The sequence below is a fragment of the Streptomyces hyaluromycini genome, assembly GCF_002217755.1.
GTDB classification, from domain to species: Bacteria; Actinomycetota; Actinomycetes; order Streptomycetales; family Streptomycetaceae; genus Streptomyces; species Streptomyces hyaluromycini.
This window is the reverse complement of the sequence record NZ_BCFL01000019.1, coordinates 267,435-292,633: the sequence shown is the minus strand read 5'-3', so window position 1 is coordinate 292,633 and position 25,199 is coordinate 267,435. Positions and strand designations below refer to the sequence as shown.

The window sequence follows — 25,199 nt, the reverse complement described above, 5'->3', positions numbered from 1 at the left end:
GGACTGTATCGATCTGCGGCTACCGCCGCGTAGGCGCGAACCCTCCAACCGACGGACGGAACACGCGCCCCTTCAGGAGCGCGGGACTGTATCGATCTGCGGCTACCGCCGCGTAGGCGCGAGCCCTCCAACCGACGGACGGAACACGCGCCCCTTCAGGGGCGCGGGGAACTGCGCGAGCAACCACAACGCACCCGCACCCGCCGAACCTCCTGCACCCCCTCCCCCGTAGGCGCCCTTCACTCCCCCACCCGATCAAGAAACGGCTCGACCGCCGCCCGCCAGGCCTCCGGCCGGTCATAAGGCAACAGATGCCCGGCGTCCGCCACTTCGGCGTACTCCCCTCGGGGAAGCACCCGAACCATCTCCTGCGCCTCCGCCCGCCCCAGCTCCCCGTCCACCCCGCGCACCACCAGCGTGGGGCACGGCACCTGGGCCAGCTCCTCCCAGTGCGCGTCGTACACCCAGGTCTCGCGGGACTTCAGCATCTGGTCAGGGTCGAACACGGGCCGCCAGCCGTCGGCGCACTCGTGCATCACCTCGGCGTAGAACTCCCCGCGCGCCGGGTTCGGCCGCTCCACCCAGGGATCGTCCTCGCCGAACCACTTGCGTACGTCGGCGAGCGTGGCGAAGGGCACGGGCCAGGACTTGAACCAGTCGGCCCACTCGCGCTGCGAGGCCGCGCCGAGTGCGGAGGCGCGCATGTCGCAGATGATCAGGCCCCGCACCAGCTCGGGGCGTTTCGCGGCGAGCTGCCAGGCGGTCAGGGCGCCCATGGCGTGGCCGATGAGCACGGCCGGCGCGAGGCCCAGCTGCTCGACGGCGGCCACGGCGTCCTCGACGTACGCCTCACGGGTGTAGGCGGCCTGCGGGGGCTTGTCGCTCTGGCCGTGGCCGCGTTGGTCGAGGGCGACGGCACGGTGCCGCCCGGCGAGCCAGCGGGCGGTGGACGCCCAGTGCGAGGCGCGGCCCATCAGGCCGTGCAGTAACAGCACACCGGGAAACGAGTGGCCCGGATCCTCCGTCTTGGGCGGGTCCGCGAACTCCCAGGCGGCGAGGTCCACGCCGCCGGCTCCTGTCACGTCGATGCGCCGTGCCATGGGCCTGGCACCCCCCTAGCTCCGCGTGCCTAGTGTCGCCTCGTGTCGCTTCGTGGTGGTTCGGTACCACCGCAGACTATCGAACCTCTATTCGAAAATCGGGTTCCTGCGGGCAACACCCCTCATTCGAGTGACCCCTCCCCAGGCATGATCGGCGTCACCGGGGGGATTTGTTCTGCGGGGGGCGGACCGCTCGGGGAAAACGGTCCGAGGGGATGACCCTGAGAGCTCGGGGCTCCGGGTCAGCACTGGGGAGGACAGGCCCCGGTACCGAAAGGTACCGGGGCCAATCCCACGTCTTCGGCACATCCTCCCCGCCCCCCTCAGGTCATATGCCTCTCGCGACAGCCTTGCACGCGAAACGTTCCAGCGCTGCGATTCGGCGCACTGAATCTTGGATTCGACGCGTTCGACACACGCGGGTGAGACGTCGAGTGAAGGCCTCAACTCCCCCACGAACAACGGAAGTTGAACGATGCTCCGGTTACGGCGCCGAGCAGGCGGCGCTCGGCGCTTGGCGCTCAGCGCTTGGCGACGAACACGTGGGAGGCGACGTCCGCCTCCAGCTCGGCCGCCTCGCCGCCGCTGCCCACCAGCACCCCGCCGGCCGCCTCCGTCACGCTCACCACCGAACCGGGCTGCACACCCGCCCGCCGCAGCGTGTACATCAGCTGCGCGTCGGTCTGGATGGGCTCGCCGATCCGGCGCACGACCACCGTCTTGCCGTCCGTACCCGGATCCAGGTCGGCCAGCGACACCATGCTCTCGTCGAGGAACGGATCCGCGCCGTCCTTCTCGCCCAGCTCCTCCAGACCCGGGATCGGGTTGCCGTACGGCGACTCGGTCGGGTGCCGCAGCAGCTCCAGGACGCGCCGCTCCACAGCCTCGCTCATCACGTGCTCCCAGCGACACGCCTCAGCGTGCACCTGCTCCCACTCCAGGCCGATCACGTCGACCAGCAGACACTCGGCGAGGCGGTGCTTGCGCATCACGCGTGTCGCCAGCCTGCGGCCCTCGTCGGTCAGTTCCAGATGGCGGTCGCTGGCCACGGACACCAGTCCGTCCCGCTCCATCCGCGCGACCGTCTGGCTCACCGTCGGCCCACTCTGGTCGAGCCGCTCCGCGATGCGGGCGCGCATGGGGACCACGCCTTCCTCTTCGAGCTCGAGGATGGTGCGGAGATACATCTCCGTGGTGTCGATCAGTCCGGACATACGTGCCCCTCGATTACCTCTGCCGGAAACCCCGGCGGCGTGCGCTGGCCCTGCAACCAATTCTGCCGGATCCCACTGACAAGCGGGGGACACCGGAAAAACGGGGGGTGCGGGCCGCGCTTCACCTGCGGGCCGGCGGGGGCTGATCGCGCAGTTCCCCGCGCCCCTTACGGAGCACGTCGTAGCTGCGGGCAGGCGTGCCGCAGAGCGGCACGGGTGGGCGCTGGGGGTCCCCCCTCTGGGGGAGGCACCCTGCAAGCGCCGGTAAGCGTCCCCACCCCCCGGCCTCAGCCCCTGCCCCCGCACAGGCCGTATTGACACCGGCCTGGTCCAGACCTGAGGGTGATCCGCGACACACACGCTGACGCTGACGCTGCGAAGGGGCACCGCATGAGCGACGGCACGCCCGCCGACCTGTTCTTCGACGCCGCCATCGGCCTCCTGCAACGGGTCCGCGACGAGGAGGCCGAGGCCATCGCCGCCGCCGGCACCCTCCTCGCCGACACCGTCGCCTCCGGCGGCCGGCTCTTCGCCTTCGGCGCCGGGCACTCCTCCCTCGCCGCCCAGGACGTCGTCTACCGCGCCGGCGGCCTCGCCCTCATGAACCTCCTCGCCGCCCCCGGCCTCGTCGGCGTCGATGTGATGCCCGCCACCCTCGGCTCCCGCCTCGAACGGGTCGACGGACTCGCCACCGCCGTCCTCGACACCTCGCCCCTGCGCGCCGGCGACGCCCTCGTGATCATCTCCCTGTCCGGCCGCAACGCCCTGCCCGTCGAAATGGCGGTCGAGGCCCGCCGGCGCGGCATCAAGGTCATCGGCGTGACATCGGTGGCGTACGCCACCGAGACCACCTCCCGGCACTCCTCCGGCACCTACCTCAAGGACCACTGCGACGTCGTCCTCGACTCGAAGATCGCCGTCGGGGACGCCGAACTCACCCTCGACACCATCCCGGCCCCCTTCGCACCCGCCTCCACGGTCGTCACCAGCGCCCTCCTCCAAGCGGTCCTGGCCACCACCGCGGCCACCCTCGCCGACCGCGGCACCGAACCCCCGCTGCTGCGCTCCGGCAACGTCGACGGCGGCCACGCATGGAACGCCCGCGTGTTCGAGGAGTACCGCGACCGGATCTTCTACCAGCACTGAACGGCCGTCACTGCTGCCGCTCCTTCGCAAGGTGGGCGAGGTCCAGCGCGGTCGCGATGCGCACGGCCACGTCCTCCGCGTACGTCGCGTCCGCGCGCTCGAAACGGTTGCGGGCCGACCCGCGCAGGAACGTCACGACGCCCAGCGTCCGCCCCCGGCTGCGCAGCACCGCGCACAACGCGTGCACCGCGTCACCGGGCCACTGCCGGTCCAGCGCCCAGGCCCGCGCCCGGTCCAGCGGCACCGAACCGGCGTCCGCCCGCACACTCCCGGCCCGCGCCACGCACTGCAACGCCGGATGCCCCTCCTCGTAGCGCACCGGCAGCCCCGCCGCGCCCGTCAGCATGCTCGGCCCCGGCGTCCCGGACGGTGTGGCCGCGATCCGCACCAGCCGGACCGGCCCCACCTCTCCGTCGGCCCGGGAACCGCCCACCACCCGGTCGATCACGGCGTGGTCGGCGAACCCGGCCAGCGCGAAGTCCAGATGGACGGTCGCCGCCTCCGCCGGGTCCTCGCACTCGGATGCCGCACGGGCCGCACGATGCAGCTGGTTGGCACGGAACCGCAGCATCGCCGCCTCCTGCTCGGCGTGCTTGGCCTCCGTGACGTCCAGGAACAGCCAGCCCACCCCGAGCGGCACCGGCTCCTCCGCGAGCGGCGACGCCAGCCGCAGGAACCCGGACCGCCAGCAGCGCCGCTGCTCGCCCTCCGGCGTCCGAACACTCACCCACATCTCCGCCGGCGCCGGCGGCGCCCCCTCGGCCAGCACATGCGTGAGCGCACCCTCAAGATCCTCCACACCCAGCGCCAGCAACTCCCCCAGCGGCCGCCCGAGCGCCGACGCACGCCCGATACCGAGCGCCCGCGCGGCATGCGCGTTGACCACGGCGGGCCGCAGATCCGCGTCCACGAGGACGACACCCCAGGCAGCGTCCTCGAACAGAGCCTCGCTCAGCGCGATCGACCGCTCCAGGTCGATCTGCGCGTGCACCTCGCTGAACGCGCAGTACACGCCCGCCGGCTTGCCGTCCGGCCCGCGCACGGCCGCCGACTGCGTCCGGACGAGCACCCGCCCGCCGTCCTTGGTCAGCAGCGCGAACTCGTGCACCTGGCGGCCCGAGGCATGCATGACCGACAGCAGCCGCCCCTCGACCTCGTCGGCATCCGCCTCACGCACCGCCCAACCGGCGAACCCGTGCCGGCCCACCGCCTCGGCCGCCGTCCACCCCAGGATCCGCTCGGCCTCACGGTTCCAATGCGTGACGAAGCCATCCGCATCGAACGCACACAGCGCCGCGTCCATGCCGTCGAGCAGCGCGGCGAGCAGGTCGGAGCCGCCCGAGTCCTCCGGAGCATCCCGCTCCGACTCCGGCTCGGGCTCGTCGGGCCCCAGCTCGTCCGTGGCCCCACTACGCCGGGAAGCACTCACCTGGACCCCCATCAGGCTGCGTCCGCACGCACGGCGCGTCGGTTCACTCGCTGCCCTTCATTCAACTCGAACGTGACGCAGCCCACACTGTGTTCCCGCAAGATTGAAGGAATCGTTGCAAGCCGACGCCCGCCGCCCTTCACAGCACGAGCCGCAGATCCACCCACTCGTCGCTCTCCCCGTCCAGCACATACCGCTCGACCTCGGCAAACCCGCACCGCCGGGCAAACCGCAGCCCGTCCTCGTTGACGCCCAGCACACACGTCTCGACGACCTCCGCACCCTGCCCACGCACACACGCGAGCGCATGCTCGTACAACGCGGCACCAAACCCCCGCCGCCGAAACTCCGGCAACACCCGCGCGATCACCGTGCCCACCCCACCCACCACGGGCCGCACGGTCGAACACCCCACCAGCACGTCCCCGTCGTACGCGTTCTCCAGCCGATTCCCCCGCGCGAGCCGCTCCCCGGCCTCCTCGAACGACATCGCAGCAGGCGGCACCACAACGTTGTGCACATACCGCCACTCCTCCAGCGCCTCGTCGCCGCCGACGAGGACCACCCGAAGATCACTCACGCGTCACCCTCCCCTTCTGCCGACCGCCGCGCGTAAACCTCGATCTCGATCTTCATCCGCGGATCCGACAGCCCGCACACCATCATCGTCGCCGCCGGCCGCACCTCCCCGAACACCCGCCGCAACACCGGCCAGCACGGCTCGAAGTCCTCCCGCACAGGCAGCAGATACCGCACCCGCACCACATCCCCGAACCCACACCCGGCCTCCGCCAGCGCCGCCCCGATGTTCCGCAGACACTGCTCCGCCTGCTCCACCACGTCCTCGGAGATCGTCATCGCCGCATAGTCGAACCCCGTCGTCCCCGACACATGCACCCAGTCCCCGTCCACCACCGCCCGCGCATACCCGATCTCCTCCTCGAACACGGACCCACTGAGAATCACCCGCCGCTTTGTCATGCCCAGAACGCTAGAGGGCCCGCTCGGGCACGTCGAACGATGGTCATCGCCTAGCAGGAAAATCACGTGCACGTTCGGGAAATCAGCCGGGTCCGCATAAACGAGCGACCCTCGTTCGATCAAGGCGACAGCGGAGGCCCGGGTCAGTAGCTTCATCTGCACACTTCGGAAGGGAGGTCACTCGCTCCCCGGCCACGGAGCCGTGGAGTGACCAGCCCCAGTCATCACGATCGCAGGATCAGGGAGGTGCCCCCCGATGACTACGTTTCCCGCAGGCGAGCAGACCCACCAGGCCGTGCTTCCTCAGCAGCCTGCTCTGGAACCCGTGAGAGCAGACACCCCCGGGAGCAGGGACGAAACGGCTCACGGACACCCCGCCACCGCGCGGGGCACCGGCAGGGAACATGGGCGAGGGGAGACCGACGGGACCGGCACCAAGGCCCGTCGGCGACACGCCAAGCGCGCCGCCACGGTGGCGCAGGCGGCAGAGAACGGGAGCGGTGACGCTCCCACACAACCACCGGAGTACGCGGGCGGAAGCGGCGACAGCAGAGTTTTCGTCCTCTCCAGGGACGGGCACCCGCTCATGCCCTGCCATCCGGCCCGCGCTCGTGAACTCCTCCGGAAAGGACGAGCCGTCGTCGCACGTCAGACACCCTTCGCCATCCGGCTCAAGGACCGCACACGCGCCGAATCGGCCGTCGACGGCTTGCAACTACGCATCGACCCCGGCTCCAAAGGCACCGGACTCGCCCTCACCGACGAGAAGAAGGAGACGGGCACAGACGGCCGCGTCGTCACCGTCCGACGCGGACTCTTCTCGATCGAACTCCAGCACCGCGGCGACCAGATCCACCACACCATGGGGCAACGCGCCGGATACCGACATCGACGCCGCTCGGCAAACTGCCGCTACCGAGCACCGCGATCGAACAACCGCGGCGTAGCACAGGGCTGGCTCCCACCGTCCCTACGCCACCGCGTCGACACCACGTTCTCCCTGGCCAAACGCCTCTGCCGCTACGCGCCCGTCACCGAGATCCACCTCGAACGCACGGCCTTCGACACCCACTCCATGAGCGCGGGACGCCGTCTCCGCGGCACGGAATACTCCCAGGGCACACTCGCCGGAAGCACCACACGCTCGTACCTCCACGCCAGGTGGAACAGCGCCTGCGCCTACTGCGACGCCACCGGCGTCCCCCTGAACATCGACCACGTACGGCCCCGCAGCCAAGGCGGCTCGAACCGCATCACCAACCTCGTCCTCGCCTGCATCCCCTGCAACAAAGCCAAGGACAGCCGCTCCGTCGAGTCCTTCCTCGCCCACCGCCCCGACCGCCTCGCCAAGATCCTTGAGCAGCTCAGGACACCTCTCCGGGACGCCGCCGCGATGAACTCGACACAGTCGCGGCTCGCGGAGGCGTTGGAGACCCTGGGCCGCCCCGTACATGCCTGGCCCGGCCACCTCACCATGGCCAACCGCGTGAGAACCGGCCTCGGTAAGACGCACGCCCTCGACGCGCTGTCCGTCGGCCACCTCGACCACGAGAGCGGAGACGCGATCGTACGGTTCCCCGAACGGGTCCTGGTCGCAAAGGCCACCGGCCGCGGCTCGTACGCACGCACCACACCCGACCGGTACGGATTCCCGCGCCTACGGCGCTCCCGTACCAAGCAACACTTCGGGTACGTCACCGGGGACCTCGTGCGTGCCGTCGTCCCCTCGGGCAAGTGGGCAGGTACCTGGACGGGACGAATTTCCGTCCGGGCCAGGGGGCAGCACAGCCTCACCACGCCGCAAGGCCGCCTGAACGTCTCTCACTGGAATCTTCGGCTTCTGCAGCGGGGCGACGGGTACGGCTACAGCACCCAGCGGGAAGCGCCTCCGCAAGCATCTCCAAAAAACAGTTGAGTCCGTCCCAGGAGCTTCTTAGTGTGGCCAGTACGCCGAAAGGAGGTGATCGGGTAAATGAGTGAAACCCGGACGCGCGAGGTGGCTGCGGGCTAGCGGCTCGCCACCACACGATGTGCGGTGCCGGACCAGCGTGTGCTCGAAACACGCAGCCGGCCCAATCCAATGCAGTCACCCGACCCGCGAGCTCGCCGGTACGTCCGGCCGGCTTCTCCGCCGTCAGGCGGAGGGACCCGAGCTCGCGGGTCGTCTGCGTTTGGGGCCCTGCCAGGACGTCAGGGGCTGAGGCGTTCCACGTGCCAGGTGCCGTCGGGGTCGGCTACGTAGCGGAGGCGGTCGTGGAGGCGGTTCTGGCGGCCCTGCCAGAACTCGACGGTCTGGGGGGCGATGCGGAAGCCGCCCCAGTGCGGGGGGACCGGGACCTGTTCGCCCTCGGGGTAGCGGGCGCTGAGCTCCGCGTACGAGGCGTCGAGTTCGGCGCGGGAGTAGATGACCGAGGACTGGGTGCTGGCCCAGGCGCCGAGCTGGGAGCCGTGCGGGCGGGTGCGGAAGTAGGCGGCGGTCTCGTCGCGGCCGGTGCGGCGGGCGGTGCCGGTGACGACGACCTGGCGGGCGATGGCGTGCCACGGAAAGACCAGCGAGACGTACGGGTTCTCGGCGAGGTCCTGGGCCTTGCGGGAGTCGTAGTTGGTGTAGAAGACGAAGCCGCGGGTGTCGTACTGCTTCATCAGGACCGTGCGTGAGCTGGGGCGGCCCTCGGCGTCGGCGGTGGCGACGACCATCGCGTTGGGTTCGTAGACCATGCCGTCGGCGGCGGCCCGCGCGGCCTGTTCGAACCAGCGGGTGAACTGGTCCATGGGGTGCGCGGCCAGGTCGTGCTCTTCGAGTCCTTCGGCCCGGTAATGCTTGCGCATCGCGGCGGGGTCGAGGATGGGGTCGTCGGAGGCGGCGGCGTCACGATCGGTCACGCGGTCATCTTGCCGTATGCACATATGGGTCCGGGGCACATGTGACGCATACCTGCTGTGGCACTGAGTGCCGCTGGGCTCCCCAACTCTGGCACTCGGGGTTATGGTGCAGTTGCCTCCGCCTACACCCATGAGGAGCCGCCCCATGTCGGACTTCGTACCCGGGCTCGAAGGAGTCGTCGCGTTCGAGACGGAGATCGCCGAACCGGACAAGGAGGGAGGCGCCCTGCGGTACCGGGGCGTCGACATCGAGGATCTGGTCGGGCACGTGTCGTTCGGGAACGTGTGGGGGCTGCTCGTCGACGGGGCGTTCAATCCGGGGCTGCCGCCGGCCGAGCCGTTCCCGATCCCCGTCCATTCGGGTGACATCCGGGTGGACGTGCAGTCGGCGCTCGCCATGCTGGCGCCGGTGTGGGGGCTGAAGCCGCTTCTGGACATCGATGCCGCGCAGGCCCGGGAGGACCTGGCGCGGGCCGCGGTCATGGCGCTGTCGTACGTCGCCCAGTCCGCGCGCGGGCAGGGGCTGGCGATGGTGCCGCAGCGGGAGATCGACAAGGCGCACTCGGTGGTGGAGCGGTTCATGATCCGGTGGCGTGGGGAGCCGGATCCCAAGCATGTGGCGGCTGTGGATGCCTACTGGACCTCGGCTGCCGAGCACGGCATGAACGCCTCCACGTTCACGGCGCGGGTGATCGCCTCGACCGGTGCGGATGTCGCCGCGGCGCTCTCGGGTGCGGTGGGGGCCATGTCGGGGCCGCTGCACGGGGGTGCGCCGTCGCGGGTGCTCGGGATGATCGAGGAGATCGAGCGGACCGGGGACGCGGTGGGGTACGTCAGGCGGGCGCTGGACCGGGGTGAGCGGCTGATGGGGTTCGGGCACCGGGTGTACCGGGCGGAGGACCCGCGGGCGCGGGTGCTGCGGCGGACGGCGCGGGAGCTGGGGGCGCCGCGGTTCGAGATCGCGGAGGCGTTGGAGAAGGCGGCGTTGGAGGAGCTGCACAACCGGCGGCCGGACCGGGTGCTGGCCACGAACGTGGAGTTCTGGGCCGCGATCATGCTGGACTTCGCGGAGGTGCCGGCGCACATGTTCACGTCGATGTTCACGTGTGCGCGGACGGCGGGGTGGTCGGCGCACATTCTTGAGCAGAAGCGGACGGGGCGGTTGGTGCGTCCGTCGGCGGAGTATGTGGGGCCGGGGGCACGGAGGCCTCAGGACATCGAGGGGTATGGGGATATCGCCCACTAGTCCGGGGCGTCAGCCCGGGTCGCTCGGCGGGTGATGCGCGGCCGGGGTGCCGGGCATCACCCGCCAGGTGAGCGGGTCAGTGCTTGTTGACGGCCGAGGCCCAGTCGAAGTCGATGCCCATGTCGTGGTACATCTTCGAGTAGCCGACGAAGCAGTTGAACATCTTGACCTTGCCGTTCTTCAGGTACCAGAAGTCGGCGGTCGGCGCGGCGACCTTGTTGCCGTTCCCCTTGAGGACACCCGCCGGTGTCTGGAGCTGCCCGTCGAACGTGCCGTCGATCGACAGTTCGATGCTGATCGTGTCGCCGTTCACGGTGATGCGCTTGAGGTCGCGGTGCACGTTGGAGAAGAGGCCCTTCATGTAGGGCAGGACGTTGCCGAGCGCCTTCCCCTGGTAGGCCTGGCCGGCGACCATGTCGTTGAAGACGCCGTCCTTGGTGAAGCTGTTGACGAACGTCGGGACGTCGATGTGGCTGCCCTCGGCCACGTAGTAGTCGCGCAGGACCACCGCGAGGTTGGCCTTCTCGTGCTTGGTCAGGTGGCGGTCGGTGAGCGGCAGCTTCGCCAGTTGGCGTGCGGTCAGGGTCGGGGCGGCCGTGTTGCTGTGGACCGCCGCCGTGTTGTGGGCGGGGCTCGCGGCCTGTGACGGCGCGGCGGCGATGGAAAGACCACCCAGGACAGCTACCGCGGTCGCGGCGGTGATCGACTTCCGGCTGAGCAGCTTCATGTCGTGTTCCTCCAGATGGGTACTCAGGATTCGAGATCCGTCGCAGCGGTCTCTGTCGCGCTCTTAGTAATTCAAACGCTCGCTTAACCTTATGAACGGCCCTGTGGGCTGTCAAGCTACTGTTTGAATTCCGTGGTCGCGCAGCCACGGGGGTGGCCGAGCCGATCGCATCGCGGCCGGTCAGGGCAGGTATGGGGCGGCGATCCGGGTCGATACGGCGTCCGGCGACCGGCGCTGGGCCGTGATCGGCCAGGCGACTGTTGACAATGTACTCAAACATATGCTTGAGTACATTGCATGATACCGGCGGAAAAGACGGACCTGCGCCGGGAGGCCGGTCAGCGCACCCGGGACGGCCTCCGGACGGCCGCCCTGGAGCTGCTCTCGCAGCGAGGCCAGGAGGGCGTGACACTCCGCGAGATCACGGATCGCGCCGGAGCCAACGTCGCCGCGGTGAGCTACCACTTCGGGTCGCTGAAGAAGCTGTGCGACACGGCGATCGAGCACGCCCTGGAGCGGTACCTGGACGACAAGATCCTGGAACTCGACTCCCTCGCCTCCACCGCGACACTCCATGACGTGGCGGCGGCGTTCGCCCGGCCGATGGTGCGCGCACTGGCGGCCGGAGGGCAAGACCTGGACGTGATGCGGACCGTGGCGCGCGTCGGTATCGATCCGCCCCAGGGATGGCACCGGCTGGACGGCAAGTTCGAGCAGAGCCGCCGAGGAGTGGTCCGGGTACTGGCCCCGAACCTTCCCGGAGTCGGCGAAGAGGAACTGCACTTCCGTACGCGATGCGCGGCCGGCCTGCTGAACTGGCTCGCCCTGGCACCCATCGGCACCGAGCTGGCCGCCCTGTCCGCCGAGCAGATCGAACGGCTGCTGGTCCCCGTGGTGGCCGGGGCGTTCCGCGGGGACACCCCCGCCGACCACTGACCAGGCCCAAGGCCGGCCAAGCCCAAGGCCGGCCAGGCCCGAGACCGGCCCGGTCACCGGCCGGTGGAGTCCCGGCCGCCTGAAAGGGCGCTCAGCCCAGGGTCTCCTCCAGGAGCAGCGCCCACTGCGTCACCACGCGCTCCCGCCTCGCTCTGTCGTCCGTGAGGAGGTTGGCCAGGCCCAGGCCCCTGGCCATGTCCAGGACGCCCTGGACCGTTTCCCGGGCGCCGGGGCGGGTTTCGTCGGCGGCCAGGAGGTCCACGGCGATGCGGTGGGTCTCGCGGCCCACCCGGGCTTCCAGCTCTGTCACCCGGGGGCGGAGCTGGTCCTCGTTGGAGGCGGCGACCCAGAGGTGGAGGGCGGCGCGGAAGAGGGGGCCGGTGTAGAGGTCGACCAGGGCGGAGACGACGGCTCGGCGGTCGCCGGCCGCGCCCTGCGGGAACAGGGCGCGAAGGGCCGTGGAGCGTTCCTCGGCGACGTATTCGACGGCCGCCGTGAAGAGGTCCTCGCGGGTCGGGAAGTGGTGCTGGGCGGCGCCCCGGGAGACGCCGGCGCGTTCGGCGACGACGGCGACCGTGGAGCCCGTCCAGCCGCGCTCGGCGAGGCAGGCCACGGCCGCCTCCAGGAGCCGCTGCCGGGTGGCCCGGCTGCGGTCCTGCTTCGGCGCGCGTTCCGTCGTACTGACACCCGTACCGACACCCGTACTCACACCCGTGTTCACACCACCCACGCCGCGTCCCGTCGTTCGAGGAAGGCCGTCATCCCCTCGCGGGCCTGGTCGGAGGAGAACAGCCGGGCCGAGAGTGCGGTGAGGGTGGCCGCGTCCCGGTCGAATGTCTCCAGCACCCTAGCCGTGAGCAGCCGCTTCGTCTCGGCCAGGGCCTGGGGGGAGGAGCGGCGGAGGCCGTCGAGGATGGGGGCCAGGGCGGTGTCGACGTCTTCGGCGGTGGTGGTGAGAAGGCCCAGGTGTACGGCTTCGGGCGGGTCGAAGCGTTCGCCGGTGAGGTAGTAGCGGGCGAGGGCGCGGGGGTCGGTGCGCGGGAGGAGGGGGAGGGAGATCACCGCGGGGGCGACTCCGATCCGCACCTCCGTGAAGGCGAAGGTGGACCCGGTGGAGGCGGCCGCGATGTCGCAGGCGGCGAGGAGGCCGAGGCCGCCCGCGCGGACGTGGCCGGTGATGCGGGCGACGACCGGTTTGGGCAGTTCGACGATCTGGCGGAGGAGGCCGACGAGGGCGTCGGGGTCGGGCGGGTCGCGCAGGTCGGCGCCGGCGCAGAAGGTCGTACCGGTGTGGGTGAGGACGACGGCGCGGACGTCGGGGTCCTTGGCGCAGTCGGTGAGGGCCTCGGCGAGCTCGGCGACGAGGGCGGCGGACAGGGCGTTGTGGGTGGCGGTGGCGTCGAGGCTGAGGAAGGTGACGGCACGCGCGTGTGTCTGTCCGATCAACGTCATGGGCCCTCCTCGGGTTCCGCGGTCTTCACGGCGGCGCGCAGTTCGCGGCGGAGTATCTTTCCGGAGGCCGCGCGGGGCACGCCGGTGATGAAGGTGACCTTGCGGACGCGTTTGTAGGGCGCGACGTGTTCGGCGACGTACAGCATGGTCTCGTTCTCGGTGAGGTCGCCGGCGGTGGGCTGGCGGACGACGAAGGCGTGCGGGATCTCGTTGCCGTCCTCGTTGTAGTCGCCGACGACGGCGGCGTCGGCGATGCCCGGGTGGGTGAGCAGGAGTGCCTCCAGTTCGGCCGGGGCCACCTGGAAGCCCTTGTACTTGATGAGTTCCTTGACCCGGTCGACGACGAACAGCCAGCCGTCCGCGTCGACATGGCCGACGTCCCCGGTGTGCAGCCAGCCGTCGGTGTCGATCATGTCGGCGGTGGCGTCGGGGCGGCCGAGGTAGCCCTTCATGACCTGGGGGCCGCGGATGAGGATCTCGCCGGGTTCGCTGATGCCGATGTCCTTGTGCGGGTCGTCGAGGGAGACGATCCGCATCTCGGTGCCGGCGATGAGTTTGCCGACGGTGCCGGGCGGTGCATGGTCCAGGGCGTCGAGCGGGGTGACATGGGTGCCGGGCGAGAGTTCCGTCATGCCGTAGGCCTGCGCGACCGGCGGCAGGCCGAGCCGCTGTGAACAGGCGGCGGCGAGGCGGGCGTCCAGGGGTGCGGCGGCGCTCATGACGTACTTCAGGGAGGACAGGTCGTAGTCGGCGACCGCGGGGTGCTTGGCGAGGGCGAGGACGATCGGCGGGGCGACGTACAGGCCGGTGATGCGGTGGTTCTGGATCGCCGCGAGGAAGGTCTCCAGCTCGAAGCGGGGCAGGACGACGACGGTGGCGCCCCTGCGCAGCGGCGCGTTCATGAGCGCGGTGAGGCCGTAGATGTGGAAGAGCGGAAGGACCGCGAGGATGCGGTCGCCGGGGCCGGCCGGGACGGCGGGTTCGAGCTGGGCGAGGTTGGTGGCGATCTGCCGGTGGGTGAGCATCACGCCCTTGGGGACGCCGGTGGTGCCGGAGGAGTACGGCAGCGCGGCGACGTCCTCGACGGGGTCGATGTCGACCTGCGGCTCGGGGGCCTCACTGGCCAGCATGTCGAGCAGGGAGCGGTGTCCGGGTGCGCTGTCGCAGACGAATATCTCCGCTACCCCGCCAGCGAGTTCGGCGGCCCGGCGGGCGGCCTCCAGCAGCGGCGAGACGGTGACGATCCAGCGGGCGGCGGAGTCCTTGAGCTGTTTGGCGAACTCCTCGGGCGTGGCGAGCGGGTGCACGGTGGTGACGGAGGCGCCCGCGCGCGTGGCCGCGTAGAACGCCGTCGGGAAGGCGACCGTGTTCGGGCTGTGCAGGGCGAGCACGTCGCCCTTGCGGACGCCCGCGTCGGCGAACGCGGCCGCGAGCCGCCGGTGGAACCGGTCCAGCTGTGCGTACGTGAGGGTGGTGCCGTCGTTGCCGTCGATCAGGGCGGGCGCGTCACCGAACTCGGCGGCCCGGCCCAGCACGGCGTCGTGGATGGGGAGTTCTACGGGCGGAACGTCTGCGTACTCACTGCGGAACACGGTTCCTCCAAGGCGGCCTTGAGCCTCAGTACGACCTCAGTACGACTTCAGTACGACTTGGGCAGGCCGAGGGTCTGGTGGGAGACGTAGTTGAGAATCATCTCCCTGCTCACCGGAGCAATACGAGCCACGCGCGCGGCCGTTATCAACGAGGCGAGCCCGAATTCCCGCGTGAGTCCGTTGCCGCCGAGGGTGTGCACGGCCTGGTCGACCGCCTTCACGCATGCCTCGCCCGCTGCGTACTTCGCCATGTTGGCGGCCTCACCTGCGCCGATGTCGTCGCCCGCGTCGTACAGGTGCGCTGCTTTCTGCATCATCAGGCGGGCGAGTTCGAGGTCGATGTGCGCCTGGGCGAGGGGGTGCGCGATGGCCTGGTGGGCGCCGATGGGGGCCTTCCAGACGGTACGGTCGCGCGCGTACTCGATCGCCTTGGACAGTGCGTAGCGGCCCATGCCGATCGCGAAGGCGGCGGTCATGATGCGCTCGGGGTTGAGGCCTGCGAACAGTTGCAGCAGACCCGCGTCCTCGTCGCCGACGAGCGCGTCGGCGGGCAGTCGTACGTCGTCGAGGGTCAGCTCGAACTGCTTCTCGGCGGCGCTCAGTTCCATGTCGATGGGGCGCTTGTGGAAGCCCTCGGCGTCCGTCGGGACGATGAAGAGGCAGGGCTTGAGGCTACCGGTGCGGGCGTCTTCGGTGCGGCCGACGATCAGGACGGCGTCGGCCATGTCGACGCCGGAGATGAAGACCTTGCGGCCGGTGAGCAGCCAGTCGCCGCTCGCCGGGTCGCGGCGGGCGGTGGTGGTGATGCGGTGGGAGTTGGAGCCGGCGTCGGGTTCGGTGATGCCGAAGGCCATGAGGCGGGAGCCGTCCGCCAGCGCGGGCAGCCAACGGGACTTCTGGTCGTCGGTTCCGAAGCGGGCGATCACGGTGCCGCAGATGGCCGGTGAGACCACGAGCATGAGCAGTGGGGAGCCCGCGGCGCCGAGTTCCTCCAGGACGATGGAGAGTTCGGCGATGCCGCCGCCTCCGCCGCCGTGCTCCTCCGGGAGGTTGACGCCGAGGTAGCCGAGTTTCCCTGCCTCGTTCCAGAGTTCGCTGGGGTGGCCTCCGGCGGAGATCACCGAGGTCATGTAGGTGCGGCCGTATTTCCTGCCGAGGGTCGCTACGGCCTCGCGGAGTGCCTTGTGTTCGTCGGTTTCGATTTGGGGGGGCACGGTGCTCCTTCGGGTGCGGGATCGTCGTGGTTTCTCGCGCAGTTCCCCGCGCCCCTAAAGAAGGGGCGCCTGTACTACTGCCAGTAGAGAGCCGGGCTCTACCTGTTGGCCGACCACGGCCCGCAGTTCGCTCAGCGTGCCCGTGACCGGTGCGGTGATCTGGTGCTGCATCTTCATCGCCTCCAGCCACAGCAGGGGCTGGCCGGCCTCGACCGACGCCCCCTCGGCCAGGCCCTCGGCGATCCGTACGACCGTCCCCGGCATCGGCGCGAGCAGCGAACCCGGTGCCAACTGAGCCTTGGCATCGGGGAAGCGGGGCAGGGCGGTGAGGGGCGTGTTGTTGACGTGGACCTGGTTGCCGTAGCTCGTCACCTCGAACTTGCGGTGTACGCCGTCGATGTCGAGTACGACCAGACGCGCGCCCGCGTGCACGACCCGTACGCCGTCTGCCGTGAGGCCCTCGCGGGTGTGCCGGTAGTGGACCTCGTGCTCCTCGCCGGCCATCAGGTAGCGCTTGGTCTGCGGTTGGGAGGGCAGGTTGCGCCAGCCGCCGAAGCGGGAGCGGCCGTGGGCGTCGGCCAGGGCGGCCGCGAGGGGGGCGTGCGGGTCGGGGGCGGGTGCCGTGAGGTGGGTGAGGTGACGGTCGTAGAAACCCGTGTCCATGCGGGCCGTCGCGAACTCCTCGTGGCGCAGGGAGCGGACCAGGAGGTCGCGGTTGGTGGCGGGGCCGTGCAGGGTGGCCTGCTCCAGGGCGTGGGCCAGTTTGCGCAGGGCCTCCGCGCGGGTGGGGGCGTGGGCGACCGCTTTCGCGAGCATCGCGTCGTAGTGGACGCCGATCTCGTCGCCGTCGGTGTAGCCGGTGTCCAGGCGGACGCCGTCCGGTACGGCGAGGCGGTGCAGGGTGCCGGTCTGCGGGGCCCAGTCGCGGGCGGGGTCCTCGGCGTAGAGGCGGGCCTCGATCGCGTGGCCACGCGCGCGTGGGGCGTCGAGGGGGAGGGCGTGGCCCTCGGCGACGCGGATCTGTTCCGCCACCAGGTCGAGGTCGAACACCGCCTCGGTGACGAGGTGTTCCACCTGGAGGCGGGTGTTCATCTCCAGGAAGTGCGCCCTGCCGTCGGCGACGAGGAACTCGACGGTGCCCGCGCCGACGTAGGCGACGGCGCGGGCGGCGCGCACGGCCAGCGCGTGCAGCTCCTTCACCAGCCCCTCGGGGAGACCGGGGGCCGGTGCTTCCTCGATGACTTTCTGGTGCCTTCGCTGGAGTGAGCAGTCGCGGGTGCCGAGCGGCCACACCGTGCCGTGGGTGTCGGCGAGGATCTGCACCTCCACATGGCGGCCGCGTTCGATGTAGGGCTCGACGAAGACCTCGCCGTCGCCGAAGGCGCTGGCCGCCTCGGCGCGTGCGCCCTCCAGTGCGGCGCCCAGTTCGTCGAGGCGGCGCACGATGCGCATGCCGCGCCCGCCGCCGCCGGCGGCCGCCTTGACCAGCACCGGCAGGTCGGACTCGGTGACCTCGCCGAGCGGGGCGATGCCCATGAGCTCCTTGGCGCGGGTCTTGGAGGCCATCGACTCGATCGCCTCGGGGGGCGGCCCGATCCAGACCAGGCCGGCGTCGAGGACGGCCCGGGCGAAGTCGGCGTTCTCGGAGAGGAAGCCGTACCCGGGGTGCACGGCGTCCGCGCCGGCGCTCACGGCGGCCTTCACCACCAGGTCGGCGCGCAGGTAGGTGTCGGCGGGTGTCGCGCCCGGCAGCCGTACGGCGGTGTCGGCCACGCGCGCGTGGAGGGCGTTCTCGTCGGCGTCCGAGTGCACGGCGACGGTCCTGATGCCGAGTTCGGCGCAGGTGCGGAAGATCCGGCAGGCGATCTCGCCGCGGTTGGCGACCAGCAGGGTCGAAATCATGTGGTCCCTCACATCCGGAAGACGCCGAAGCCGCCCCGCGCGCCTTCGTAGGGGGCGGTGTGGATGGCGGACAGGCACAGGCCGAGGACGGTGCGGGTGTCGCGCGGGTCGATGACGCCGTCGTCGTACAGCCGCCCGGACAGGAACTTGGGCAGCGACTCGGACTCGATCTGCTGCTCGACCATGGCGCGCAGGGCCGCGTCGCCGTCCTCGTCGTACGGCTGTCCCTTCGCGGCAGCCGACTGGCGGGCGACGATCGAGAGGACGCCGGCGAGCTGCTGCGGGCCCATGACGGCGGACTTGGCGCTGGGCCAGGCGAACAGGAAGCGGGGGTCGTAGGCGCGGCCGCACATGCCGTAGTGCCCGGCGCCGTAGGAGGCGCCCATGAGGACGGAGAGGTGCGGGACGCGGCTGTTGCTGACCGCGTTGATCATCATCGCGCCGTGCTTGATGATGCCGCCCTGCTCGTACTCCTTGCCGACCATGTAGCCGGTGGTGTTGTGGAGGAAGAGGAGGGGGATGTCCCGCTGGTTCGCCAACTGGATGAACTGGGCGGCTTTCTGGGACTCCTGGCTGAACAGCACGCCCTGCGCGTTCGCCAGGATGCCGACCGGGTAGCCGTGCAGGCTCGCCCAGCCGGTGGCGAGGCTGGTGCCGTACAGCGGCTTGAACTCGTCGAAGTCGGAGGCGTCGACCAGGCGGGCGATCACCTCGCGCGGGTCGAAGGGGATCTTCAGGTCGCCGGGGACGATGCCGAGGAGTTCGTCGGCCGCGTACTTGGGCGGTTCGGCGGGGCCCGGGTCGGGGTGGGCCTTGCGGTGGTTGAGGCGGGCCACCACGCGCCGTGCCTGCCGGAGCGCGTCCGGTTCGTCGACGGCGAAGTAGTCGGCGAGACCCGACACGCGCGCGTGCATCTCCGCGCCGCCCAGGGACTCGTCGTCGCTCTCCTCGCCGGTCGCCATCTTCACGAGGGGCGGTCCGCCGAGGAAGACCTTCGCGCGCTCCTTGACCATGATCACGTGGTCGGACATGCCGGGGATGTAGGCGCCGCCGGCGGTGGAGTTGCCGAAGACGACGGCGATGGTGGGGATCCCGGCGGCCGAGAGCCGGGTCAGGTCGCGGAAGATGGCGCCGCCCGGGATGAAGATCTCCTTCTGGGACGGCAGATCGGCACCTCCCGACTCGACCAGGCTGATGCAGGGCAGCCGGTTGGCGAGGGCGATGTCGTTGGCGCGCAGCGCCTTCTTCAGCGACCAGGGGTTGCTGGCGCCGCCGCGCACCGTCGGGTCGTTGGCGGTGATCAGGCACTCCACGCCCTCGACCACCCCGATGCCGGTGACCAGCGAGGCGCCGACGGCGTAGTCGCTGCCCCAGGCGGCCAGCGGGGACAGCTCCAGGAAGGGCGTGTCGGGGTCGAGGAGGAGTTCGATGCGCTCGCGGGCGAGGAGCTTGCCGCGCCCCCGGTGCCGTTCGACGTACTTCGCGCCGCCGCCCGCGAGGGCCTTGGCGTGCTCGGCCTCCAGGTCGGTGAGCTTGGCGAGCATGGCGTCGCGGTTCGCCCGGAAGTCGGGGTTGTTCGTGTCGAGGGTGGTCTCGATGACCGTCACAGCAGGGCCTCCGGGATGTCCAGGTGGCGGGAGCGGAGCCATTCGCCGAGGGCCTTGGCCTGGGGGTCGAAACGGTGTTGGGCGGCCACACCCTCGCCGAGCACACCCTCGACGGTGAAGTTGAGGGCGCGGAGGTTCGGGAGCAGGTGCCGGGTGACCCTCAACCCGGCGGTCTCGGGGAGGAGATGGCGGAAGGCGTCGACGCTCAGGGTGTGCGCGAGCCAGCGCCAGGCTTCGTCCGAGCGCCCCCACACGCCGACGTTGGCGTTCCCGCCCTTGTCGCCGCTGCGGGCCCCGGCGACGAGCCCGAGGGGCGCCCTCCGGGTGGGACCACCGGCCGGCAGCGGTTCGGGCAGCGATGGTTCGGGCGGGTCCTGGAGTACGAGGGTGTCCTGGGCCGGCGGCACGGGGATCCGTCGCCCGTCATGGAGGACGGCCACATGGGGCACCTCGCCATGTGGCACGTACACATCCTCGAAGACCCCATAGGGCGCGCCCTTTGCCGGTGGGGCGAGCACATGGAAGCCGGGGTAGCTGGCGAGCGCCAGTTCCACGGCGGCCGCGCTCAGCGCCCGGCCGACGGTCTCCTGGTCCCGGTCCCTTACGACGAGCCGGAGCAGCGCGCTGGCCGTCTCCTCGGTGTCCGCGTCGGGGCGGTCGGTGCGGACCAGCTCCCAGCGGATCCCGGACGGCGGGGACTTGGCGAGCGCGTCGGCCATCTGCTCGCGCACCAGCGCGGCCTTGGCCTCGATGTCGAGCCCGGTGAGCACGAAGACGACCTCGTTGCGGAAGCCGCCCAGCCGGTTGCGGCCGACCTTGAGGGTGGGGGGCGGTGCCTCGCCCCGGACGCCCTCGATCCGTACCCGGTCCGGGCCGTCCTGGCTCAGCCGGACGCTGTCCAGGCGGGCGGTGACGTCGGGGCCCGCGTACCGGGAGCCGCCGGTCTCGTAGAGGAGCTGGGCGGTGACCGTGCCGACGTCGACGAAGCCGCCGGTGCCGGGGTGCTTGGTGATGACGCAGCTGCCGTCCTCGTGGAGTTCGGCGAGCGGGAAGCCGGGCCGCCGCAGGTCCCGGCCCGCGGCCGCCGCTGCGGCGAAGAAGGCGTAGTTGCCGCCGGTGGCCTGGGTGCCGCACTCCAGGACGTGCCCGGCGACGACGGCGCCCGCGAGCCGGTCGTACTCCCCCGGCTGCCAGCCGAAGTGGGCGGCGGCGGGCCCGGTGACCAGGGCCGCGTCGGTCACCCGGCCGGTGACCACGATGTCGGCGCCGGCCCGCAGGCACTCGGCGATCCCGAAGCCGCCGAGGTAGGCGTGGGCGGCGAGGCTGCCGGGGTGGGCGGCGGTCAGGTCGTCGCCCTCCACATGTGCGACGCGCACAGGTATGCCGAGCCGGTCGGCCAGCTGCCGTACGGCGTCGGCGAGTCCGGCCGGGTTGAGGCCGCCGGCGTTGGTGACGATCCGTACGCCCCGCTCCCGGGCCAGGCCCAGGCAGTCCTCCAGCTGGCGCAGGAAGGTGCGGGCGTATCCGGCGCCGGGGTCCTTGAGCCGGTCGCGGCCCAGGATGAGCATGGTCAGCTCGGCGAGGTAGTCGCCGGTGAGGACGTCGAGTTCGCCGCCGGTGAGCATCTCGCGCAGCGCGTCGAAGCGGTCGCCGTAGAAACCGGAGGCGTTGCCTATGCGCAGGGTCACGGGGTGCCGCCCTTCGGGGTGCGGCCGGGGCCGGGCGGGCCCGCGAAGGCCTGGGCGACGTCCAGCCAGCGGTCGGCGTCCGGGCCGACGGCTTCGAGCGCGAGGTCGGCGCGGTGGGCGCGCTGGGTGACCAGGAGGCAGAAGTCGAGGGCGGGGCCGGTGACGCGGTCGTCGGCGTCCTCGGGGCCGTATGTCCACAGGTCGCCGGAGGGTGCGGTCAGTTCGACGCGGAACTCCTCGAACGGCACGGGCAGTCCGTGCACGCCGAAGGCGAAGTCGCGGGTGCGGACGCCGAGGCGGGCGATGTGCCGGAGCCGGTCGGTGGGGGTGCGGGTCACGCCCAGCGCGTCGGCGATGTCCAGGCCGTGCGCCCAGGTCTCCATCAGCCGGGCGGTGGCCATGGAGGCGACCGACATAGGGGGGCCGTACCAGGGGAATCGCGCCCGCACGGGTGCCGCGCGCAGCGCCTGGTCCAGGGCCTCGCGCCCGGCCCGCCAGTCCGCCAGCAACCGGGCGGGCGGCTTGGCGGCGCCGTCCTCCGCCCCGTTGTCCACGAAGTCCCCGGGTGCGGTCAGCGCCTTCTCGACCTCACGGGCGAAGGCGTCCTGGTCGGTCACGGCCAGCAGCGAGGAGTGGTCGGTCCAGGCGAGGTGGGCGATCTGGTGGGCGACGGTCCAGCGAGGCGCGGGCGTGCCGAGAGCCCACTGCTCGGGCCCCAACTCGGCTACCAGCCGGTCGAGTTCCGCACTCTCCTCACGCAGGTCGTCGATGACGGGCGTCGGATCGGACATGGGGAGGAGCATGGCAGCGGGCCAGGAAACAATCAAGCACGCTTGCATTAATTCGGCGGAGCCGTGGTCCGGAGCGCGGGCCCGCCGCCCCGGGCGGCGCTCCTTGGCGACATCCGGAGTCACCCTGGGGCAATCCTTGGCACAGCCCGTCGCGGCAGAGGGACCGGCATGCCCTATGTTCGATGCGAACATCCGGCGATGGAGTGATGTGTGAGGCGTGCGGGGCGTGCGGAGGACAGATGAACTCGCCGTAGGGGTGGAGGCGACCGCCGTCGTGACACCCCCGGCAGGCGGCTACCCGGTGGACTCGGGTGACGCGGGGATCGAGGATCCGCCCCCGCCTGAACCGCCCCGCTACTGGCCGCTCCTCCTCGTGGCCGCCGCCGTCCTGCCCGGTACCGCCCTCTTCCTCGTGGGCCAGGGCGTCAGCAAGGCCGCGCTGCAGGCCTGGCAGACGGTGTGTCTCGCGGTGATCGTGCAGGCGACACCGTTTCTGCTGCTCGGTACCGCACTGTCGGGGGCGATCAACGCGTTCGTGCCGGAGCGGGTGTTCACGCGGCTGCTGCCCAAGCGGCCCGCGCTCGCGGTGCCGGTCGCCGGGGTCGCCGGGGTCGTGCTGCCGGGGTGCGAGTGCGCGTCGGTGCCGGTGGCCAACAGCCTGATCGGGCGCGGGGTCACCCCGGCCGCCGCCTTCGCGTTCCTGCTCTCCGCGCCCGCCATCAACCCGGTGGTGCTGACCGCCACCGCCATCGCCTTCCCCGGCACCCCCCTCATGGTGCTGGCCCGGCTGCTCGCCTCGCTGGTCACCGCCGCCGTGATGGGCTGGCTGTGGCTCTGGCTGGGGCGGGAGGAGTGGCTGCGGCCCGCCGTACGGCACACCGGGCACCAGCCGGGGCACAGCCGCTGGACGGAGTTCCGGCGCGGGTTCCAGCACGACTTCCTCCAGGCCGGCGGTTTCCTGGTGATCGGCGCCATGGCCGCGGCCACCTTCAACGTGGCCGTACCGCGTTCGGTGCTCGACACCTTCTCCGGTTCGCCCTGGCTGTCGGTGCTGTTCCTGGCCGCGCTGGCGGTCATCCTCGCGGTGTGCTCGGAGGCGGACGCGTTCGTGGCGTCGTCGCTCACGGGTTTCTCGCCCACCGCCCGGCTGGCGTTCATGGTGGTCGGCCCCATGGTCGACCTCAAGCTGATCGCGTTGCAGGCGGGCACGTTCGGCCGGGCCTTCGCGGCTCGCTTCTCGACCGCCACGACGGTGGTCGCGGTCCTGTGCAGTGTGCTGGTCGGAGGAGTGCTGCTGTGAGACGTCCGCTCCAGGTGACCCTGCTGGTCCTCAGCGGCCTGGGACTGCTGCACGCCTCGCTCTTCACGGACCTGTGCCTGCGCTACGTCAAACCCGGGATGCGGCCGCTGCTGATCGCGTCGGGGTTCGTGCTGCTGGTGCTGGGCATCGTGGAGGCGGCGGCGCGGGAGGGCCGGGACGGGCGGAAGGGGCACGGCAGGCATGAGGGTCACACACATGGTGCCCACGCACATGGCGCCGGACCACACAACGAGCCCGAACAGCACCACGGTCACGACCACTCGGCCGTCCCCCGGGTCGCCTGGCTGCTCCTGCTTCCCGCGCTGAGTCTGCTCTTCTACGCCCCGCCGGCGCTCGGCGCGTACACCGCGGCCCGGCAGCCCGCCAAGGTCGTCGCGGAGCAGGACGACTTCGATCCGCTGCCGAAGACCTCGCCGCTGCCCATCACGCTCACGGACTTCACCACGCGGGTGCAGCAGGACCGCTCGCTGGCCATCAAGGCGCGGACCGTGGAGATGAGCGGGCTGGTCACGCCGGTCCCGGGGGGCGGGAGCTGGGATCTGACCCGGATCATCATCTCCTGCTGCGCGGCCGACGCGCAGTCCGTGAAGGTGCGGATCTACAGCGACAGCATCCCGGCCGCCAACACCTGGGTGTCCGTGACGGGGAACTGGCATCCCGGCGGGAAGCTGGGCACGCAGTCCGCGCCGGTCGCGCTGGACGCCCAGACCGTGAAGAAGATCCAGCGGCCGTCGAACGGCTATCAGGACGCGCTGCCGTTCCCCTCCGGCTGAGCGGCGGCCACCGGCTCCGGCTGGGCAACGACCGCCGGCTCCGCTCCGGCCGCCGCCTTCCGGCCGCGTCCGACCTGGGAGCGGACCGCGCCGATGCTCGCCGCGATGACGAGGGCGACGGCGGCCGCCTGGGTGGCCGACAGGGCCTGGCCGAGGACGAGGAAGCCGGCGGTGGCGGCGATGGCCGGTTCCAGGCTCATGAGGACGGCGAAGGTGTGCGCGGGAAGGCGGCGCAGGGCGAGGAGTTCGAGGGTGTAGGGCAGGACGGAGGAGAGGACCGCGACCGACGAGCCGAGGGCGACGGTGGTCGGGTCCAGGAGCCTGCCGCCGGCCCCGGCGATGCCCAGCGGGAGGAACAGCAGGGCCGCGACCGCCATGGCCAGGGCCAGACCGTCGGCCTGCGGGAAACGGCGGCCGGTGCGGGCGCTGAAGATGATGTAGGTGGCCCACATGGCGCCGGCGCCCAGGGCCAGGCCGACACCCACGGGGTCGAGGCCGCTGAAGTCTCCGCCGCCGAGCAGGAAGACGCCGCCCAGCGCGAGTCCCGCCCAGAGGGCGTTGATCAGGCGCCGGGAGGCCAGCACGGACAGGGCGAGCGGTCCGAGCACTTCGAGGGTGACGGCGAGGCCCAGCGGGATGCGGTCGACGGCCTCGTAGAAGAGGCCGTTCATCGCGCCCATGGTGATGCCGAAGACGATCACCGTGCCCCAGTCGGTGCGGGAGTGTCCGCGCAGCCGCGGCCGGCAGACGACGAGCAGGATCACCGCGGCCGCGAAGAGCCGCAGGGCCACCACGCCGAGCGCGCCCGCCCTGGGCATCAGGGTCACCGCGAGGGCGCCGCCGAACTGCACGGAGATCCCGCCGGCCAGGACCAGCCCGACGGGACCGAGCGAGCCGAGCCGGCCGGGGACGCCGGTGGCGGCGGGCGCGGACACCGGGGCGGGCGTGGGCGTCGACGTCGGCTGTGAGGTGCTGGGGGTGGTCACGGGCGGTCCAGAGGGTTCGCTGTTCATTACGGTGCACTTCTCAGTCCAGGGTAATGGACTTCGACAGGCGCGTGAACCCCTTATGGGGCTGTCCTGGATGCTGAGATGCCGAGCCGTACAAGCGCCGGGGCCCCGGGACGGCTGGTTGCCGTCCCGGGGCCCCGGGACACACGGTGGCCTGCTCACCACCCGCCTTGCCGCGAGCCGCGCC

General features: G+C 71.2%; 22 protein-coding genes. 6 read left to right on the top strand and 16 right to left on the bottom strand.

The annotated features are described in order from the left end of the window. Positions 1–239 precede the first annotated feature (239 nt). Together SSP29_RS19190 and SSP29_RS19185 are read right to left on the bottom strand one after the other, a co-directional pair. A complete protein-coding gene (locus SSP29_RS19190; RefSeq protein WP_150134474.1) occupies positions 240–1,100 on the bottom strand; it encodes an alpha/beta fold hydrolase in 861 nt (286 codons plus the stop codon). A 521-nt stretch (positions 1,101–1,621) separates the two neighbouring features. Continuing rightward, positions 1,622–2,314 carry an iron-dependent transcriptional repressor DtxR gene (locus tag SSP29_RS19185; protein WP_089101919.1) on the bottom strand — a complete coding sequence of 231 codons (693 nt, stop codon included), beginning with the start codon at positions 2,312–2,314 and terminating at the stop codon, positions 1,622–1,624. A gap of 390 nt (positions 2,315–2,704) precedes the next feature. Between SSP29_RS19185 and SSP29_RS19180 the strand changes: the two genes are divergently transcribed. Beyond that, a complete protein-coding gene (locus tag SSP29_RS19180; protein WP_089101918.1) occupies positions 2,705–3,460 on the top strand; it encodes an SIS domain-containing protein in 756 nt (251 codons plus the stop codon). Between the two features lie 7 nt (positions 3,461–3,467). On the opposite strand, the gene SSP29_RS19175 is transcribed toward SSP29_RS19180, so the two are convergent. From SSP29_RS19175 to SSP29_RS19165, 3 genes are all read right to left on the bottom strand, one after another. Then, positions 3,468–4,889, bottom strand: coding sequence for a PAS domain-containing protein (locus SSP29_RS19175; protein ID WP_089102393.1), 1,422 nt, complete (start codon positions 4,887–4,889; stop codon positions 3,468–3,470). A gap of 139 nt (positions 4,890–5,028) precedes the next feature. Further along, positions 5,029–5,469, bottom strand: a complete 441-nt coding sequence (locus tag SSP29_RS19170; protein ID WP_150134472.1) for a GNAT family N-acetyltransferase — start codon at positions 5,467–5,469, stop codon at positions 5,029–5,031. Next, positions 5,466–5,870: a RidA family protein gene (locus SSP29_RS19165; RefSeq protein WP_089102391.1), complete on the bottom strand. Its 405-nt coding sequence runs from the start codon at positions 5,868–5,870 to the stop codon at positions 5,466–5,468. Before SSP29_RS19165 ends, SSP29_RS19170 begins: the two co-directional genes overlap by 4 nt. A 472-nt stretch (positions 5,871–6,342) precedes the next feature. On the opposite strand from SSP29_RS19165, the gene iscB reads away from it, so the two are divergent. Continuing rightward, complete coding sequence (gene iscB / locus SSP29_RS19160) at positions 6,343–7,785, top strand: RNA-guided endonuclease IscB (RefSeq protein WP_275539769.1); 1,443 nt, start codon at positions 6,343–6,345, stop codon at positions 7,783–7,785. 275 nt (positions 7,786–8,060) lie between these two features. On the opposite strand, the gene pdxH is transcribed toward iscB, so the two are convergent. Continuing rightward, a complete protein-coding gene (gene pdxH / locus SSP29_RS19155; protein ID WP_174855988.1) occupies positions 8,061–8,777 on the bottom strand; it encodes a pyridoxamine 5'-phosphate oxidase in 717 nt (238 codons plus the stop codon). Between the two features lie 121 nt (positions 8,778–8,898). Between pdxH and SSP29_RS19150 the strand changes: the two genes are divergently transcribed. After that, positions 8,899–9,999 (top strand): citrate synthase 2, encoded by a 1,101-nt coding sequence (locus tag SSP29_RS19150; RefSeq protein WP_089101915.1) that lies wholly within the window; start codon positions 8,899–8,901, stop codon positions 9,997–9,999. A gap of 76 nt (positions 10,000–10,075) precedes the next feature. On the opposite strand, the gene SSP29_RS19145 is transcribed toward SSP29_RS19150, so the two are convergent. Next, positions 10,076–10,726: a nuclear transport factor 2 family protein gene (locus tag SSP29_RS19145; protein ID WP_089101914.1), complete on the bottom strand. Its 651-nt coding sequence runs from the start codon at positions 10,724–10,726 to the stop codon at positions 10,076–10,078. Between the two features lie 297 nt (positions 10,727–11,023). Here SSP29_RS19145 and SSP29_RS19140 point away from each other — a divergent pair, with 297 nt between their 5' ends. Next, entirely contained in the window at positions 11,024–11,662 is a 639-nt protein-coding gene (locus SSP29_RS19140) for a TetR/AcrR family transcriptional regulator (protein ID WP_089101913.1), read from the top strand. Positions 11,663–11,753: 91 nt separating this feature from the next. Here SSP29_RS19140 and SSP29_RS19135 read toward each other — a convergent pair whose 3' ends face one another. From SSP29_RS19135 to SSP29_RS19100, 8 genes are read right to left on the bottom strand one after another with little or no spacing between them, the layout of a single operon-like run. After that, entirely contained in the window at positions 11,754–12,371 is a 618-nt protein-coding gene (locus SSP29_RS19135; RefSeq protein ID WP_089102390.1) for a TetR/AcrR family transcriptional regulator, read from the bottom strand. A gap of 8 nt (positions 12,372–12,379) precedes the next feature. Continuing rightward, the gene (locus SSP29_RS19130) at positions 12,380–13,114 is read right to left on the bottom strand and encodes an enoyl-CoA hydratase family protein (RefSeq protein WP_089101912.1); all 735 of its coding nucleotides are present in this window, start codon (positions 13,112–13,114) and stop codon (positions 12,380–12,382) included. Beyond that, positions 13,111–14,706, bottom strand: coding sequence for a 4-coumarate--CoA ligase family protein (locus SSP29_RS19125; protein WP_089101911.1), 1,596 nt, complete (start codon positions 14,704–14,706; stop codon positions 13,111–13,113). Before SSP29_RS19125 ends, SSP29_RS19130 begins: the two co-directional genes overlap by 4 nt. A 47-nt stretch (positions 14,707–14,753) precedes the next feature. After that, a complete protein-coding gene (locus SSP29_RS19120; protein WP_089101910.1) occupies positions 14,754–15,920 on the bottom strand; it encodes an acyl-CoA dehydrogenase family protein in 1,167 nt (388 codons plus the stop codon). A gap of 54 nt (positions 15,921–15,974) precedes the next feature. Continuing rightward, a complete protein-coding gene (locus tag SSP29_RS19115) occupies positions 15,975–17,822 on the bottom strand; it encodes an acetyl/propionyl/methylcrotonyl-CoA carboxylase subunit alpha (RefSeq protein WP_089101909.1) in 1,848 nt (615 codons plus the stop codon). A gap of 8 nt (positions 17,823–17,830) precedes the next feature. Further along, a complete protein-coding gene (locus SSP29_RS19110) occupies positions 17,831–19,429 on the bottom strand; it encodes an acyl-CoA carboxylase subunit beta (RefSeq protein ID WP_089101908.1) in 1,599 nt (532 codons plus the stop codon). Beyond that, positions 19,426–21,117 (bottom strand): acyclic terpene utilization AtuA family protein, encoded by a 1,692-nt coding sequence (locus SSP29_RS19105; protein WP_174855979.1) that lies wholly within the window; start codon positions 21,115–21,117, stop codon positions 19,426–19,428. The genes SSP29_RS19110 and SSP29_RS19105 overlap by 4 nt, the downstream gene beginning before the upstream one ends. Beyond that, positions 21,114–21,908: a TIGR03084 family metal-binding protein gene (locus SSP29_RS19100; RefSeq protein WP_089102388.1), complete on the bottom strand. Its 795-nt coding sequence runs from the start codon at positions 21,906–21,908 to the stop codon at positions 21,114–21,116. The genes SSP29_RS19105 and SSP29_RS19100 overlap by 4 nt, the downstream gene beginning before the upstream one ends. A 301-nt stretch (positions 21,909–22,209) precedes the next feature. Here SSP29_RS19100 and SSP29_RS19095 point away from each other — a divergent pair, with 301 nt between their 5' ends. Then, complete coding sequence (locus SSP29_RS19095; RefSeq protein ID WP_245883158.1) at positions 22,210–23,208, top strand: permease; 999 nt, start codon at positions 22,210–22,212, stop codon at positions 23,206–23,208. Beyond that, complete coding sequence (locus SSP29_RS19090) at positions 23,205–24,002, top strand: TIGR03943 family putative permease subunit (RefSeq protein WP_089101906.1); 798 nt, start codon at positions 23,205–23,207, stop codon at positions 24,000–24,002. The genes SSP29_RS19095 and SSP29_RS19090 overlap by 4 nt, the downstream gene beginning before the upstream one ends. On the opposite strand, the gene SSP29_RS19085 is transcribed toward SSP29_RS19090, so the two are convergent. Next, positions 23,972–24,988: an EamA family transporter gene (locus SSP29_RS19085; RefSeq protein WP_245883140.1), complete on the bottom strand. Its 1,017-nt coding sequence runs from the start codon at positions 24,986–24,988 to the stop codon at positions 23,972–23,974. The two genes, SSP29_RS19090 and SSP29_RS19085, sit on opposite strands and share 31 nt — an antisense overlap. Positions 24,989–25,199: the final 211 nt, after the last annotated feature.